Raw genomic sequence first — 15,884 nt, forward strand, 5'->3', positions numbered from 1 at the left:
GGGGCGTCGGTGCGGACCAGACCGGCCTTCCGCCCGTCCGTATCGAGGGATTGATGTTCCGGTGAGTCAGATCGTCGTGAAACGACCCCCGCGGTCTCTGCCGCCGGAAGTACCCGCGGACGCGTTGACGTTGGAGGCTCCTCCCGAACTGCCGCGCGGGCAGCAGGAGGGCATGCTGATGCAGATCCTGCCGGTGCTCGGCATGGGCTCGTCGGTGGTCTTCTTCTTCTCGCCGCAGGCGCCTCCGTTCATGCGGATCATGGGTGTTCTGATGCTGGTCTCGACCGTCGCCATGGTGGTCGCCCAGATCGTCCGGCACCGTCGCGGTACGCAGGGGCAAATGGGCGATGTCCGTCGTGACTACCTCAAGTACCTTGCCCAGACCCGGCGGACGGTGCGCCGGACGGCGCGTACCCAGCGCGATGTGCAGCTGTATCTGCACCCGGCGCCGGAGCAGCTCTGGTCGGTGGTGGCCGAGGGCAGCCGGGTGTGGGAGCGGCGCGTCGGCGACAAGGACTTCGGGCAGGTACGGGTGGGGCTCGGGGCACAGCAGCTGTCGACTCCCCTGGTCGCCCCGGACACCGCTCCGGTGGATGAGCTGGAGCCCATGTCCGCGGGGGCGATGCAGCAGTTCCTGGCGGTGCACGGGACGTTGGACGGGCTGCCGATGGCGGTCTCGATGCGGGCCTTCTACCACGTGACCGTCTCCGGGCGGCCGGACGCGGCGCAGTCGACGGCGCGGTCGCTGGTGGCGCAGCTGGTGACGCTGCACTCCCCCGAGGACCTGATGGTCGCCGTCGTGGTGGCGCCGGGTGCGGTGGGGCGCTGGGACTGGACGAAGTGGCTGCCGCACACGCAGGTGCCGGGCCAGGTCGACGGGGCCGGGACCAAGCGGCTGTTCGGGGACGACCTGGGGGAGCTGGAGTCGCTGCTGGCCGGCCGGCTCGACGGACGGCCGCGGTTCGGGCGGGAGAGCCAGCCGGTGCTGGACCAGCCGCACATCGTGGTGGTCCTGGACGGCGGGATGGTGCCGCCGGACTCGCTGTTCGCGGCGGCCGAGGGCCTGCAGGGCGTGACGATCGTCGAGGTGGTGCCGGGCGAGCTCGACGAGCCGCGCGGCGGACTGTCGATCGTGGTGCGGCCGGGGCTGCTGCGGCTGGAGTCCGGTGCCGGTCTGGCGTACGAGGGTGTGCCGGACGGCATCTCGCTGGAGGCCGCGGAGGCACTGGCCCGGCAGCTGGCGCCGCTGCGGATGGGCGGGGGCGACGACGACGAACCGCTGCTGGCCAACCTGGACTTCACGGATCTGCTGAACCTGGGGGACGCGGCCTCGGTCGACGTGGCGCGCACCTGGCGGCCCCGCTCGGTGTCGGAGCGGCTGCGGGTGCCCATCGGTGTCGGCGAGGACGGCCAGCCGGTGATGCTGGACCTCAAGGAGGCCGCGCAGGAGGGCATGGGTCCGCACGGGCTGTGTGTCGGTGCGACGGGTTCCGGCAAGTCGGAGCTGCTGCGGACACTGGTGCTCGGGCTCGCGGTGACTCACTCCTCGGAGACCCTGAACTTCGTGCTCGCGGACTTCAAGGGCGGTGCGACGTTCGCCGGGATGTCGCAGATGCCGCACGTGGCGGCGGTCATCACCAACCTGGCGGACGACCTGACCCTGGTCGACCGCATGGGCGACGCGATCCGCGGTGAGCTGCAGCGCAGGCAGGAGCTGCTGCGGTCGGCGGGCAACTACGCCAACATCCACGACTACGAGAAGGCCCGGGGCGCGGGCGCGGCGCTGGAGCCCCTGGCCTCGCTGGTGCTGGTCATCGACGAGTTCTCCGAACTCCTGACGGCCAAGCCGGACTTCATCGACATGTTCATCCAGATCGGCCGTATCGGCCGTTCGCTGGGCGTGCATCTGTTGCTGGCCTCGCAGCGCCTGGAGGAGGGCAAGCTGCGCGGCCTGGACACCTACCTCTCGTACCGGATCGGTCTGCGGACCTTCTCGGCGGCCGAGTCGCGTACGGCGCTGGGTGTGCCGGACGCGTACCACCTGCCGTCGGTGCCGGGTTCGGGCTACCTGAAGTTCGGCACGGACGAGATGACCCGTTTCAAGGCGGCGTACGTGTCGGGGACGTACCGCACGGGCGGCCCGGATCTGTCGGTGGGGCAGTTGCCGATCGAGCGGCGTCCCGCGGTGTTCAGTGCCGCGCCGGTGCCGGTGGTGTACGCGGCGCCCGATCCGGCGCATCTGGCGGCGCGGGCGGCGGACGACGACGCGCTCGCCGACACGGTGCTCGATGTGATCGTGCGGCGGCTGGAGGGGCAGGGCGTGCCCGCCCACCAGGTGTGGCTGCCGCCGCTGGACCGGGCACCGACGCTGGACCAGCTGCTGCCGGGACTGGCGGCGACCACGGACCGGGGGTTCACGGCGACCGAGTACACCCGGCCCGGTGGCCTGGCCGTTCCGCTCGGCCTGATCGACAAGCCGTTCGAGCAGCGGCGTGAGGTGCTGTACCGGGACTTCTCGGGTGCGGCCGGTCACATGCTGGTCGTGGGTGGTCCGCAGTCCGGGAAGTCGACCATGATGCGGGCGCTGGTCTCCTCGTTCGCCCTCACCCACACCCCGCAGGAGGTGCAGTTCTACGGTCTGGACTTCGGCGGTGGCGGTCTCGTCTCGCTGGCGGAGCTGCCGCACGTCGGCGGGATGGCGTCACGGCTGGACCCGGAGCGGGTGCGCCGGACGGTCGCGGAGGTCGGGGGCGTGCTCACCCGGCGCGAGGAGTTCTTCCGGGCCCGTTCCATCGACTCCATCGCCACCTACCGGCGCAAGCGCGCCCGGGGTGAACTGCCGGGCGAGGCCTGGGGCGACGTGTTCCTGGTGATCGACGGCTGGGGCGGCTTCCGGGCCGAGTACGAGGGACTGGAGCAGGTCGTCACGGACATCGCCTCGCGCGGTCTCGGCTACGGCATCCACGTGGTGATCACGGCGGCCCGCTACATGGAGGTACGGGCGGCCCTGAAGGACCAGATCCTCGGGCGGCTGGAACTGCGGCTCGGCGACGTCATGGACTCGGAGTTCGACCGCAAGGTCGCGGCCAACGTCCCGGCGGGTGTGCCCGGGCGTGGCCAGGTCCCGGAGAAGCTCCACTTCATGGGTGCTCTGCCGCGTATCGACTCCGTCAGCAGCGGTGCGGATCTCTCCGACGGCACCGCGGCGTTCGTCGCGGCGGTGCGGTCGAGCTGGTCGGGACCGGCGGCGCCCGCCGTGCGGCTGCTGCCGCGCAAGCTTCCGGCGGACCAGCTGCCCAAGGGCTTCGAGTTCCCCGAGCGGGGTGTCGCGATCGGCATCGACGAGACCTCCCTGGAGCCGGTGTTCGTCGACTTCGAGACGGATCCGTTCTTCCTGGTCTTCGGTGAGAGCGAGTCCGGCAAGACCAACCTGCTGCGGCTGATCGCCAAGCAGATCGCGGAGCGCTACTCCCCCGACGAGGCGAAGATCGTCGTCGGTGACTACCGGCGGGCCCTGCTGGGCGCGCTGCCGGAGTCGCATCTGCTGGAGTACGCGCCGATGGCGAGCGCGATGCAGATGCACATGGAGGCACTCGCCGGGGTGTTCTCGCGGCGCCAGCCTCCGACCGATGTGACCCCGCAGCAGCTGCGGGACCGCAGCTGGTGGTCGGGGCCGCAGATCTTCATCATCGTCGACGACTACGACCTGGTGGCCACGAACGCGGGCAATCCGCTGGCACCGCTCGCGGAGTACCTGCCGTTCGCCCGGGACACCGGGGTCCGGTTCATCATCGCGCGCAACTCGGCGGGGGCGTCGAGGTCGATGTACGAGGGTTTCATGCAGCGCATCAAGGAGCTGGGCGCGCAGGGTGTGGTGCTGTCCGGTGATCCGTCCGAGGGTGACCTGATCGGGTCGGTGCGGGGCCACGCGATGCCGCCGGGACGCGGGTACTTCGCGTCGCGCCGGCGCGGGACGCCGCTGGTGCAGACCGGGCGGCTGCCCGAACAGCGCTGACGCCGGCATCACCCGGCCGGCCGGCCGCCGCACCGGTGTGCGGGCCCTTCCGTCCTGCGGCGGGCCGTCCGGCCGCAGGACCTCACGGCCGGGTTCGGGACGGCGGGGCCCGATTCCGCCACCGGTGCCCCGGGGCCCGGTGATCCGGGGATAATCGGGGCGCGGGCCACGAACACGGAGCCACCGGCGAGAACGCACTGCGCCGCGGGAGAGGAAAGGCGTCTGATGGGCACCCAGCAGGAGAAGGACGAGTTGTACGCGCTCGACATCTCGGGGGTCGAGTGGCTGAGCGCCCCCGGCACCGAGGAGGCCGAGGAGCGGGTCGAGATCGCGTATCTGCCGGACGGTGCCGTCGCGATGCGGTCGTCGCTCGATCCGGAGACCGTGCTGCGCTACACGGAGGCCGAATGGCGTGCCTTCGTCCTGGGCGCGCGGGACGGTGAGTTCGACCTGACGTAGGTCCTCGCGCGGACGGGGGCACGGAAGAGGGGCACGGCCCGGTGGGCGTGCCCCTCTTCCGCGTGCGGATCCCGGGTCAGTACGACTCGGTGAACAGGCGCGAGGCCTTGACGTCCGTGGAACGGTAGCTGTCCTTGCCGTTCTCGATGATCTTGGCGACCTGTTCCAGGCGGTCCTTCATGTGGTCTGCCTTGCCCTTGTACTTCCCCTGGAGGGTGACGTACCCGGCGTGGGCGTCACCGTCCCAGGTGTCGGTGACGACCTTGAGGGCGGCGTCCATCTCTTCGAGGTCCTTGATGATGTTGCGCGACACCACACGGATGCGGTTCGCCATCTCCTGGACGCTCTCGTACCTGACCTTGGTGTTCGGGTCTGCTCCGGCCATGAGTGTGTTCCTCCGGTGTTCGGCGTCTGTGAAAGGGGTGCTGCGGCCCGGCTCAGAGGTTGTTGAGCCCGGAGGTGTTGCCCGAGGAAGCGGGCTCCTTCACGGCGTTGAAGGCCGCGCGGACCTCGTCGTCGTTGGCGTTGCTGAGGTTCTTGGTCTGGCTCACACCGTTGAGGAGCACCTGCAGCAGTCGCCGGATCTCGTCGTGGTCCTCGTTGATGACGATCTGTGCGGATGTGAATCCGCCGGCACCGACACCGGTCCAGCCCGCGCTCACGGTCGCGAGGATGTCGGCGAGCTCGCGGGACTGCTTGGAGACCGCTTCAGCGGTGTCGATGATCTTGTTCTTCGCCTGGATGATCGGATCGTCGGCAAGTCCGAAACCCGCACCGGTGTTGCTCATCCGGAGGTCCTCTCTCAGTTCCCGGGCCTGTCCGCAGTCGCGGACAGGGATGCTGCGCGGGTTCCGAGAAGTGTCCCGCGGTGTTCGCGCACCCCGTGACAGAGCTCGTCCACTTCTCGTTCCCCCGTCACACACGTGAAGTCTGCTACCACCCTAGCCACTTCGTCATCGCCGCCCAACCGCGCTCCACGGCGGGAGACGCACCTCACCGTCGAGCGTTCTCAGCGCACGTCGCGCCGTCGCCGGACATCGCGGACGACCGTCGCGGTGCCGGCCACGACGCACACCAGGACGGCGGCCAGGGCGAGGGCGTAGGTGGCGTAGCGCTCGCTGCGTTCCTGCGGGGTCTCGGACATCGCCAGGTGGGCGGGCTCCGGTGCCGGCGCCCTGGGCGGTGCCGGGTCGGGTCGCGCGGCCGGCAGCGGTACGTCGTCCTCGTCCCCGGCGAGGGCCCGTACCGGGTCGACGACGCCCCACCCGACGAAGGCGTCGTGGCCGTTGATGGAACGCTCGGCGGTCTGCTCGATGCGGGCGACGATCTCGGCGGCCGTCCAGTCGGGGTACTTGGCGACGAGGAGGGCCGCGACGCCGGCGACGTAGGGCGCGGAGAAGCTGGTTCCGTTGTCGGTGCACTGGCCGTTGCCCGGGACGGTGGAGACGATGTCGACGCCCGGGGCGGCCACTCCGACGAATTCGCCGGCCTGGGAGAAGGCGGCGCGTTCGTTGTTGCGGTCCGAGGAGGCGACGGCGAGGACGCCGGGGAAGGCCGCCGGGTAGGTGTTCCTGAGCTTTCCGTCCATGCCGTCGTTGCCCGCGGATGCGACGACGACGATGTCCTCGGCGAGCGCCCTGGCCACGGCCCTGCCCAGCGCGGAGTCCTCCGTGAGCGCCTTGGTGGTGTCCTGGGAGATGTTGATGACCCCGGCCCCCTCGGCGATCGCGTGGTCGATCGCGGTGGCCATCGTGGTGTCCTTGCCGCTGTTCTTCTCGTCGTTCTGCCGGATCGGGATGATCGTGGCCTCGGGGGCCAGCCCGACGAATCCGGTTCCCTCCCGGGGGCGTGCGGCGATGATGCCGGCGACCTTGGTGCCGTGACCGACCTCGTCGGTGGTGCCGTCGCTCCTGCCGCCCTTGAGGAGGTTGCGTCCGGCGGAGGTGTCGACGGCCTCCTTGAGCTGCGGATTGGCGATGTCGACGCCGGTGTCGATGACCGCGACCTTGACGCCCTTGCCCTTGGTGTCCTGCCACAGTTCGTCGAGCAGGACGCGCTGCAGCGGCCAGGGGCGACCCTCGAACTGCTCCTTCATCGGGAAGGTGCATTCGCCGCTGCCGTCGAGAACCGGCCGGGCGCCGTCCCGCGGCCCTCCGGTGGCGTACGCGGCGTGCGGTGCGGCCAGTGCGGCCAGTGCGGCGGTGGCCGCCGTCAGTGCGGCCGTCTTCCGGTACAACATCTGTTCCTCTCCCCCGGGTCCCGCGTTCGTCCGGATGCCCGCGCGGTTACGAGCCCTGGGGCTGACGCGCGCTGTTGGTGTCGAGCCGGGGGCCCTTGGCGAGGAAGTCCGACCAGGCGATCGGTACGAGCGTGGGGGTCACCTTCTCGTAGCCGAGCCGGATCTGCGCCTGGCTGGCCTCTGGCCTGCCGTCCTGGGCCTGCTGGTCCCCGGCGCCGATGTCGGAGCGCTCGGCGTCGCTGTCGCCGTTCGCCTGGACCGCGTACCGCAGCCCGGTGTCGGTCAGCAGGAAGAGCGAACCGTCCGGGCTCGTCTGCTTGCCCTGGACCTGGGTGTAGAGCAGTCCGCTGCCGGGAGTGACGTAGGTGCTGGTGCCTCCGGCGTTGATCACGGCCGGGTAGGCGGTGCCCGCCCAGGTGGACAGCGTCGTACGGCCCTTGTCGTCGACCTTGCGCAGCACGCTGCACACGGTGTCCCGGCTGCCGCCGCCACCGGCCGAGTTGACCTGCTCGGCCTTGTGGGCGGGCCAGCGGCTCGCCTGGCCGGCGAAGGTCCGCGCGTCCGGGACGAAGTCCTGCAGGCCGACGGGGCGTGCCTCGCTGTCGAGGTTCAGCGGGGCGGTCTGCGGGGAGTTGATCAGGAGCCAGGCGGTGAATTCGGAGACCGGCTGGACCTTGCCCTCCAGGACGACGTAGTGGGTGGTGCCCTCGCCGGTCCTGGTCCGCAGGACCGTGCCGACCTTGTTCTCCTCGGCGGAGAGCTGTCCCTCGATGTGCGCGGGCGCGCCGATGGTGCCGGGGATCCGCGGGAAGACGAGCGGGCTGCCGTCGTGCAGGGTGGCCAGCCAGTCGTCGGTGACCGCCTGCGGCTGCCTGCTGCCGACGAGGGCGTTGGTCAGGTGTCCGTCGTCGGTCGCGCTCTCGTCGATGCGGTACTTGGTGCCGCTCGCGTCGACGAGGTAGCGGGCCCTGTCCTGTCCCTGGACGTAGAGCACCTGGCCGCCACCGAGCCGCTGCTTGCCCTCGGTCAGCCGGTTGTCCCGCTCCGCGAGGACGAAGGCCGCCTTCTGCACGGTGTTGCCCTTGCCGCCGGGCTGCTCGCATACCGCCCACCGCTTGGCGGTTCCCGCGTCCTTCGCCTCGGGCAGCCGGTCGGGGGCGTACGGGATGCCGAGGATCGGACCGCGCGGGGGCTTGCCGGCGTCCAGGATGTCGTCGCCGACCTGGACGACGTCGAACTGCTGCGGGGTCAGCAGCAGTCTGGCGGAGGCCAGGTTGAGCACGGGGTGGAGCAGGGTCTTCCTGTCCTTGCCCTTGCCCGTGGCGAGCACGACGTACCGGGTGGTGGACTTCTTGCCGACGATCACTTTGGTGCCGGGCTTGTCCCAGTCCTTGGGTGCCGTGGGCTTGAACATCCCCCAGGCGCCGAAGCCCGCCACGATCAGCGCGCCTACGATCAGGCTCGGGACGACGGCACGCAGCGGGCGGGGGGCGCCCTCCTCGGTACCCGTGGGCGAGGGTTGGAGGAATGCGGCCACCGTGCGCTTCTTCGCAAAGGTGTACGCGTTGAGCTCGTCCCGCCGTGATGCCATGAGTGCGTCTGTCTCCCGTGTCTCCCCGCGCGGCCCAGGAGCGTACGCATTCCCGTCCCCCGTAGCGGGACCCCGGATGCCGGACCTGGTGCCGGACCGGCCCCCTACTATGCCTGCTGACCGTGCGCGCCGGTGGGGCGGGTAGGGTGACCCAGCCGCCGAAGCCCCGGCGGGACAGGGGCGATCGGGTCGAGTTGGGGCCTTATGAACGGGGGAATGCCGGAATGATGGCTTCCGCGACGCGGACACGTCCGGCCGGCGACACGCAGCCGTCCGGGGGACCCGGAAACGGCCGCCGGGGGGTCTCCCGCAGAGGTTCGCGCACGGCTCCCGGTGATCCCTCGGGCCCGGGCGGCGCCGCCGCCCCGCGGCTGAACGGACGTGCCGGACAGGTCGGTTCGTTCCGACTGCAACAGCTCGTTCTGATCGAGATCGCGGCGGCGCTGCTGCTGGCGGCATGGGTGATCGAGCCGCTGCTCCTCGTGCCCGCCGGTGCCGTCGCCGCGGTGCTGGTGCTCCTCGCCGTCGTCCGCAGACACCGCCGGTCGCTGCCGGAGTGGCTGAGCACCGTCCTCGCACTGCGCACCCGCAGCCGCCGGGCCGCCTCGCTGGTCCTGCCCGCGGGTACGGAGCCGGGCCTGGCGCCCGCCGTGGAGTGTGAACCGGCGCTGCGTACCTACTCGTTCAGCGACCGTGACCGGCGCCCGGTCGGGATGATCGGCGACGGCACCTACCTCTCGGCCGTCGTCCAGGTCGAGTCGGACGCCACCGCGCTGCGCCCGGACCGCTCGGAACGGCCGCTGCCCCTGACGCTCGTCCGGGACGTGCTGGAGGTCGACGGGATCCGGCTGGAGTCGGCGCAGATCGTGCAGCACACCCAGCCCGCTCCCGCCCCGCACCTGCCGCCGCAGTCGGTGGCGGCGCGGAACTACGCCCCGTTGCAGGCCCGGACGGGTACGCCCGCGCTGCGTGTCACCTGGATCGCGCTGAAGCTGGACCCGGAGCTCTGCCCGGAGGCGGTGGCGGCGCGCGGCGGCGGGGTCGCCGGGGCGCAGAAGTGCGCCGTACGCGCCGCGGACCAGCTGGCCAGCCGGCTGACCGGTGCCGGATTCCGTGCGACCGTGCTGACCGAGCAGGAGCTGATCTCGGCGATCGCGACCTCGGCCTGCGTCAGCCCCCTGGCGATGGCGCAGGCCGGCCGGACGGAGACGCCGGGCCGCCGCACCGAGGAGTCCGCGCGCACCTGGCGCTGTGACGACCGGTGGCACACCAGCTACTGGGTGAGCCGCTGGCCGCATCTGGGGGGCGGCGGGGCGTCGATGCCGCAGCTCGTCGCGCTGCTGACCTCGATCCCGGCGCTCGCCACGACGTTCAGCCTGACGCTGGGACACGGCGACCGCTCGGCGGTCTCGGTCACGGGGCATGTCCGCATCACCGGGCGCAGCGACGAGGAACTCCTCACCGCCCGCCATGAACTGGAGCGCACCGCGCGCGGCGTCAAGGCGTCGCTGGTGCGGCTGGACCGCGAGCAGCTGCCCGGTGTGCTCGCCACGCTGCCGCTCGGGGGTACCCGCTGATGTCCGCCACCACGAGCGCCCGGTCCCGGCTGGGTTTCGGTCTGATCGGTCCGCGCCGCGGCCGGCACACGGTGTCCCTCGACGAACTGGCTTCGCTGGCGGTGCCCGTCGGGGACGACGGCACGGTCATCGGGGTGGACGCGGAGGGACGCCCGGCGGTGCTGGGCATCAACCGGCCCACTCCGTACGAGGTCACGCTGATCGGCGGACTGTGGACCGCCCAGGTTCTGGCACTGCGTGCGGCGGCGACGGGTGCGCGGATCGCCGTGGAGACGGGCCGGTCGCAGGCCTGGACGGGTCTGGCGCAGGCGGCGGGCGGCGGGCAGCCGTGCATCTCGCTGCACGACGTGGGGCGGGTACCGCCGCAGGGTGCCTCGGCGGGGTCCCCGGTGGTCGTGGTGCGCGACTGCGGCATGCGGCCGCCGCGCGGTCGCGTGGTGGCAGGGCCCTGGCAGTCCGTGGTCACCCTGCTGCCGTACCTGAGTCCGGTGGCCCCGCGGCTGATGGAGAAGGCGGCACTCGTCGGTGTCCAGCGGGTCTCGCCCGACGAGGCTGCGCAGATCGGGCGGATCATGAATCTGCCGGCCGCCGAGACCCAGGCGCTGTCCACCCTGGCCGACGGCGTGACGCTGTGGTGCACGGACCGGGACCGGCAGTTCGTGATGACCCAGGCCACCGACGCCGAGTCCGGATTGCTGGGCGGCGCACGCCGGATGGACTGAGCGTTCCTGCGGAACGCTCGCACGGGACGGGCCGCGTTCCGTCAGCCGATGTGCGTTTTCGACCAGTTCGGCCTGCCCGCTCCTGCACAGTCCGTTCACGTGTGGCCGGGGCGTGACCTACGGGACAGTTCTCCCGTGCGATACGGCCTGCCGTAGCGCGCCCCATGACGATTAGGGTGGGTGTGGGCGCGGCAGAGGAACCTGCGGGCAGGCACTGCGCGTCGCAAGGGGGAGAGCCGGGCGGGCCGGACAACGAGAACGGCCGCCCCCACCCACCACGGCACAAGGGTGCTCGACCACACCAGGAGGCAAAGTGAACGGCGATCGGGACGAGATCCGCGGGGGATGGAACACACCCGTCGACGAGTCGTCCGACGCGGAGCCCGCAGAGCTGACGGGTGAGTTCACCATCGACTACACCCCGCCCGCCTGGTACACGCAGAACGCGTCGGGGGACTCGTCGGGCGGGGCGGGGTCGCATCTGGCGCCGCCTCCGCCGCCGCACGGGGCTCCGGTGCCGGGGCTGCCGGCAGGGGGCGGATTCGAGCCGAACTGGTCGCCTGCTCCGCCCGCACCGGCGCGGACCGCTCCGCCCGTACCGCCTGCGCCGTCCGTGCCCTCCGCGTCGTCGTCCGAGACCGGGGCGGTGGCTCCGGCTTCTCCTCCGGCTCCTTCGCCGGCCTCGGCCGGTTCCGAGGGAGCGGGCGCCGGGAGCGGTGCGCCGGATCCGTTCGGCGGCGGTGACCTGGAGAGCGGTGCGACGATGCGCTTCTCCCCCGCCGCGCTGAAGCGGGAGATCGCGGAGCGCGAGGCGGCAGCCGAGGCCGCGTCCGCGGTGTCGTCGGCTCCCGGTCCTGATGCCTCCGCTCCCGGAGCGGCGCCCGAGGCCTCGGTGGATGCGGCGGATGACGCCGGGGACATCGACGCGGACCTGTCCGCTCCGGTGAACGAGAGGTCCGGTGGGTCCGAGGACGCCTCGGACTCGGGTGGGGATGTCTCCGCCCCTGACCCGGACGCGGACTCCGCACGGGCGGCCGACGAGGCGCCGGCGACGGGCTCCGCGCAGGCCGACGAGCCCGCGGACCTCGTCACGGACGCGGCCTCCCCGGACGCGCCGCCTGCCGACATGCCGCCTGCCGACGCCCCTTCGGACGCCACCCCCCAGGACGCCGTGCCGTCGAGCGCGCCCGCTCCGTGGTCGCCCGTGCCGCCCACGCCGGGTGCCCTTCCGCCGCTGCCGCCCACCTTCCAGCCGGCCGCACCGCAGCCCGGTGCACCGCAGTCCGGTGCACCGCAGCCCGGTGCGCCGCAGTCCGCGCCGCAGTGGCCCGCACCGACGCCGGCACCCACACCCGCGCCCGCACCCGTGGTTGCACCTCAGCCGCCGGTGCGGCCCCAGGCCCCGGCGCCGCAAGGTGGTTACGGGTTCCCGCAGCCTCCGCAACAGCAGTTCCCGGCGCAGGGCGCCCCTCAGCCGCCCCACGCCCCCGTCCAGGCCCAGCCGCAGCCGCAGCCCGGCTACGGGTTCCCGCCCCAGCCCCATGCTCAGCCCCAGCCCGGCTACGGATTCCCGCCCCAGGCCCCGCACGTGCCCATGCAGGGCGCCCCGCTCCCTCCGCAGATCCCCCAGCAGCCGGCGCAGGCCACGCCCCACCTGCCCGCCCCCACCGCCCAGCAGCAGCAGCCCGAGGCGTACCAGCCTCAGCAGCCCGCACCCCAGGCCCCGCCCGCCGATCCGCGCGCCGGAGCCGCCTGGCCCACCCCGGTCACCCACGACCAGCGCGAGCGGTCCGTACCGGGCGCCCCGCTCGGTTACACGGCCGCGGTCGAGCTCTCCTCCGACCGGCTGGTCCGGGGCAAGCAGAAGGCGAAGAGCAGCCGCAATCCCTCCGGGGCCTCCCGTTTCAAACTGGGCGGCAAGAAGGAGGAGCTCGAGCGGCAGCGCAAGCTGGACCTGATCCGCACCCCGGTGCTGTCCTGCTACCGGATCGCGGTCATCAGCCTCAAGGGCGGCGTCGGCAAGACCACGACGACCACGGCGCTCGGCTCGACCCTGGCCACCGAGCGGCAGGACAAGATCCTCGCCATCGACGCCAACCCGGACGCCGGCACGCTGGGCCGCCGGGTGCGCCGCGAGACCGGGGCCACCATCCGCGACCTGGTCCAGGCGATCCCGTACCTCAACTCGTACATGGACATCCGCCGCTTCACCTCGCAGGCGTCCTCCGGTCTGGAGATCATCGCCAACGACGTGGACCCGGCGGTCTCCACGACCTTCAACGACGAGGACTACCGCCGGGCGATCGACGTCCTGGGCAAGCAGTACCCGATCATCCTCACCGACTCGGGCACCGGTCTGCTCTACAGCGCGATGCGCGGCGTGCTGGACCTCGCCGACCAGCTGATCATCATCTCGACCCCGTCCGTCGACGGCGCGTCCAGCGCGTCCACCACGCTGGACTGGCTGTCGGCGCACGGGTACGCGGATCTGGTGCAGCGTTCGCTCACCGTCATCTCCGGGGTCCGCGAGACCGGCAAGATGATCAAGGTCGACGACATCGTCCAGCACTTCGAGACGCGCTGCCGTGGCGTGGTGGTCGTGCCGTTCGACGAGCACCTGTCGGCGGGCGCCGAGGTCGACCTCGACATGATGCGCCCGAAGACGCGCGAGGCGTACTTCAACCTCTCCGCGCTCGTCGCCGAGGACTTCCAGCGGGCCCAGCAGCAGCAGGGACTGTGGACGGCGGAGGGCGGCAACCCGCCGCCGCAGTTCGCCCCGCCGATGCCCGGCCAGCAGTACGCACCCCAGCAGCCGTATCCCGGACAGCCGTATCCCGGACAGCCCCAGCAGCCGTACCCGCCCCAGCAGCACCCCCAACAGCCGTATCCGCAGCAGCCGTACGGAGGACAACCGCAGTACGGAGGACAGCAGCCGTACGCGGGACAGCAGCCTCCGCAGCAGCAGGCCGCGGCACCGCAGCATCCCTATCCGCCGCACCCCGGTCCGGGTGCGCAGCAGAACGGCTGGCAGCAGTCGGCGCCCTCCCAGGCGCAGTCGGGCGCGAACCAGGCCGGACCGCCTCCGGGGCCCGCGCACGCCGATGGCCAGGCACATCGGGCCGGCCAGCCCGAACTGCAGGGTCCCGTTCCGCCCGCCGGCTGGCAGCAGTACCCCTCGCAGCCACCGCCGGCGCCTCAGCAGTAAGGCAATAGAGGTCTAAACCAATGAGGGCTCGTACCGTCCGCACGGTGCGGGTCCTTCTTGCATTCCCGCAGCCCACACGCGGTTTGACCGACCGTTGACGTGACTCGACCGGCGCTGATAAACCTTCGCTTCACCAGCTGGCGAACCAGAGATCAGCCCGCCTTCACCGTGCGAGTCATGACGCGAGGTCTACGTCCTATGGTCACAAGATTCCCTCCACGCTCCCCCCGTCCGCGGGGCCGCGTGCGCATCCTCCTTGCCTCCGGAGCCGCCGCGTTGGCGCTGGCCGCCGGATCGGTCGTCCCCGGCAACCCGGTCGGCCCCGCCGCACAGGAGGCACAGGCGGCCGACGGGAAGTCGACGCTCACGGTCGCGGTCGCGCAGAGCGTGGACTCCCTGAGCCCGTTCCTCGCGCAGCGGCTGGTGTCCACGAGCATCCACCGGCTGATGTACGACTTCCTGACCAACTACGACGCGAAGGACAGCCACACGATCCCCGGGCTCGCCACCGCGTGGGAGCCGTCGGCGGACAAGCTGACGTGGACGTACACCATCCGGACCGACTCGAAGTGGTCGGACGGCGAGCAGGCCACCGCCGAGGACGCGGCATGGACCTTCAACAAGATGATGACCGACGAGGCAGCCGCCACGTCGAACGGCAGCTTCGTCGGCAACTTCAGGAAGGTGACCGCGCCGAGCCCGGACAAGCTGGTCATAGAGCTGAAGCAGCCTCAGGCCACGATGACGGCGCTGGACGTGCCCATCGTGCCCAAGCACGTCTGGGAGAAGGTCGGCGACTTCTCCACGTTCAACAACGACACGAAGTTCCCCGTCGTCGGGAACGGCCCGTTCATCCTGACGGACTACAAGGTCGACAGCTACGTGAAGCTCAAGGCCAACAAGGACTTCTGGCGCGGCGCACCCAAGTTCGACGAGCTCGTCTTCCGGTACTACAAAGACCAGGACGCGGCCGTGGCCGCCCTCCGAAAGGGTGAAGTCTCCTTCGTCGCCGGCAGCCCGGGTCTGACCCCGGCCCAGGCCGCCTCACTGAAGACCGCCGACAACATCAAGGTGAACGACGCTCCCGGCAGGCGCTTCTACGCGCTGGCCACGAACCCGGGCGCGCGCACCGAGGACGGGGAGAAGTTCGGCGACGGGCACCCCGCGCTGCTGGACCAGAGGGTCCGTCAGGCGCTCTTCATGAGCGTCGACCGTACGACCATCATCGACAAGGTCTTCCAGGGCCACGCCATAGAGGGCGAGGGGTACATCCCGCCCCGCTACGCGTCGTACTTCTGGAAGCCGACGGCCGAACAGAAGCTCGCCTACGACCCGGCCAAGGCCGCCGCGCTCCTCGACCGGGCCGGCTACAGGAAGAACAGCGCCGGCAAGCGGGCCGGCAAGGACGGCAAGCCGCTCGACCTCCGCATCCTGTGCCACGCCACGGACCCGAACGACAAGGCGATCGGCAAGTACCTCCAGGAGTGGTGGGGCGACCTCGGTATCGGTCTGAAGGTCGACTGCCGCGACAACGTCTCCGACCCCTGGTACGCGGGTGAGTACGACCTCGCCTTCGACGGCTGGTCCGTCAACCCGGACCCCGACTTCGTCATGTCGATCCACACCTGTGCGGCCCTCCCGGCCAAGCCGAAGGAGTCCGCGGCGACCGACAACTTCATCTGTGACAAGCAGTACGACGAGCTCTACGCGAAGCAGCTCGCGGAGTACGACCCCGCCAAACGGGCCGGCCTCGTCAAGCAGATGGAGTCGCGGCTGTACGACACGGGGTACATGAACGTCATGGCGTACCCCAATGCCGTCGAGGCCTACCGCACCGACCAGATCGCGTCGATCACGACCATGCCCTCCGGCGGAGGGAACATCTACGGTCAGGACGGCTACTGGAGCTGGTGGTCCGCGGTCCCGGCCGCCGGTGCGTCGGGCGGTTCGTCCGACGAGGGTGGCAGCTCCACCGGAGTCCTCGTCGGTGTCGGAATCGCCGTAGTCGTCCTCGCCGGTGGCGGGCTGCTGTTCGCCATGCGTCGTCGTTCCACCGCGGAAGACCGTGAATAGTCC

10 protein-coding genes are annotated in these 15,884 nt (G+C 71.3%); 6 read left to right on the plus strand and 4 right to left on the minus strand.

The window, feature by feature from the left end; translation table 11 throughout:
• The first annotated feature begins 61 nt into the window (after window positions 1-61).
• Together eccCa and AB0F38_RS30000 are read left to right on the plus strand one after the other, a co-directional pair.
• Window positions 62-4,015 (plus strand): type VII secretion protein EccCa, encoded by a 3,954-nt coding sequence (eccCa, locus tag AB0F38_RS29995; RefSeq protein ID WP_361900076.1) that lies wholly within the window; start codon window positions 62-64, stop codon window positions 4,013-4,015.
• Window positions 4,016-4,240: 225 nt separating this feature from the next.
• Window positions 4,241-4,474 carry a DUF397 domain-containing protein gene (locus tag AB0F38_RS30000; RefSeq protein ID WP_361900079.1) on the plus strand — a complete coding sequence of 78 codons (234 nt, stop codon included), beginning with the start codon at window positions 4,241-4,243 and terminating at the stop codon, window positions 4,472-4,474.
• Window positions 4,475-4,550: 76 nt separating this feature from the next.
• Here the strand turns inward: AB0F38_RS30000 and AB0F38_RS30005 are convergent, their stop codons facing one another.
• From AB0F38_RS30005 to eccB, 4 genes are all read right to left on the minus strand, one after another.
• A complete protein-coding gene (locus tag AB0F38_RS30005) occupies window positions 4,551-4,859 on the minus strand; it encodes a WXG100 family type VII secretion target (RefSeq protein ID WP_361900082.1) in 309 nt (102 codons plus the stop codon).
• A gap of 52 nt (window positions 4,860-4,911) precedes the next feature.
• The gene (locus tag AB0F38_RS30010; RefSeq protein WP_361900085.1) at window positions 4,912-5,262 is read right to left on the minus strand and encodes a hypothetical protein; all 351 of its coding nucleotides are present in this window, start codon (window positions 5,260-5,262) and stop codon (window positions 4,912-4,914) included.
• Between the two features lie 221 nt (window positions 5,263-5,483).
• Entirely contained in the window at window positions 5,484-6,713 is a 1,230-nt protein-coding gene (gene mycP / locus AB0F38_RS30015) for a type VII secretion-associated serine protease mycosin (RefSeq protein ID WP_361900088.1), read from the minus strand.
• Between the two features lie 46 nt (window positions 6,714-6,759).
• Complete coding sequence (eccB, locus tag AB0F38_RS30020) at window positions 6,760-8,304, minus strand: type VII secretion protein EccB (RefSeq protein ID WP_361900090.1); 1,545 nt, start codon at window positions 8,302-8,304, stop codon at window positions 6,760-6,762.
• Window positions 8,305-8,528: 224 nt separating this feature from the next.
• On the opposite strand from eccB, the gene eccE reads away from it, so the two are divergent.
• From eccE to AB0F38_RS30040, 4 genes are all read left to right on the plus strand, one after another.
• Complete coding sequence (gene eccE / locus AB0F38_RS30025; protein WP_361900092.1) at window positions 8,529-9,881, plus strand: type VII secretion protein EccE; 1,353 nt, start codon at window positions 8,529-8,531, stop codon at window positions 9,879-9,881.
• Window positions 9,881-10,603, plus strand: a complete 723-nt coding sequence (locus tag AB0F38_RS30030; RefSeq protein WP_361900095.1) for a hypothetical protein — start codon at window positions 9,881-9,883, stop codon at window positions 10,601-10,603. Before eccE ends, AB0F38_RS30030 begins: the two co-directional genes overlap by 1 nt.
• A gap of 313 nt (window positions 10,604-10,916) precedes the next feature.
• The gene (locus tag AB0F38_RS30035) at window positions 10,917-13,808 is read left to right on the plus strand and encodes an SCO5717 family growth-regulating ATPase (protein WP_361900097.1); all 2,892 of its coding nucleotides are present in this window, start codon (window positions 10,917-10,919) and stop codon (window positions 13,806-13,808) included.
• 198 nt (window positions 13,809-14,006) lie between these two features.
• The gene (locus AB0F38_RS30040; RefSeq protein ID WP_361900099.1) at window positions 14,007-15,881 is read left to right on the plus strand and encodes an ABC transporter substrate-binding protein; all 1,875 of its coding nucleotides are present in this window, start codon (window positions 14,007-14,009) and stop codon (window positions 15,879-15,881) included.
• Window positions 15,882-15,884 lie beyond the last annotated feature (3 nt).

The organism is Streptomyces sp. NPDC025273 (assembly GCF_040638585.1).
Classification (GTDB): Bacteria; Actinomycetota; Actinomycetes; order Streptomycetales; family Streptomycetaceae; genus Streptomyces; species Streptomyces cinereorectus.

Coding starts and splice junctions, on each gene's coding strand:
- AB0F38_RS30040 (WP_361900099.1), top strand. CDS start 14,007: ATGGTCACAAGATTCCCTCCACGCTCCCCCCGTCCGCGGGGCCGCGTG.
- AB0F38_RS30005 (WP_361900082.1), bottom strand. CDS start 4,859: ATGGCCGGAGCAGACCCGAACACCAAGGTCAGGTACGAGAGCGTCCAG.
- mycP (WP_361900088.1), bottom strand. CDS start 6,713: ATGTTGTACCGGAAGACGGCCGCACTGACGGCGGCCACCGCCGCACTG.
- eccE (WP_361900092.1), top strand. CDS start 8,529: ATGATGGCTTCCGCGACGCGGACACGTCCGGCCGGCGACACGCAGCCG.
- AB0F38_RS30030 (WP_361900095.1), top strand. CDS start 9,881: ATGTCCGCCACCACGAGCGCCCGGTCCCGGCTGGGTTTCGGTCTGATC.
- eccB (WP_361900090.1), bottom strand. CDS start 8,304: ATGGCATCACGGCGGGACGAGCTCAACGCGTACACCTTTGCGAAGAAG.
- AB0F38_RS30000 (WP_361900079.1), top strand. CDS start 4,241: ATGGGCACCCAGCAGGAGAAGGACGAGTTGTACGCGCTCGACATCTCG.
- AB0F38_RS30010 (WP_361900085.1), bottom strand. CDS start 5,262: ATGAGCAACACCGGTGCGGGTTTCGGACTTGCCGACGATCCGATCATC.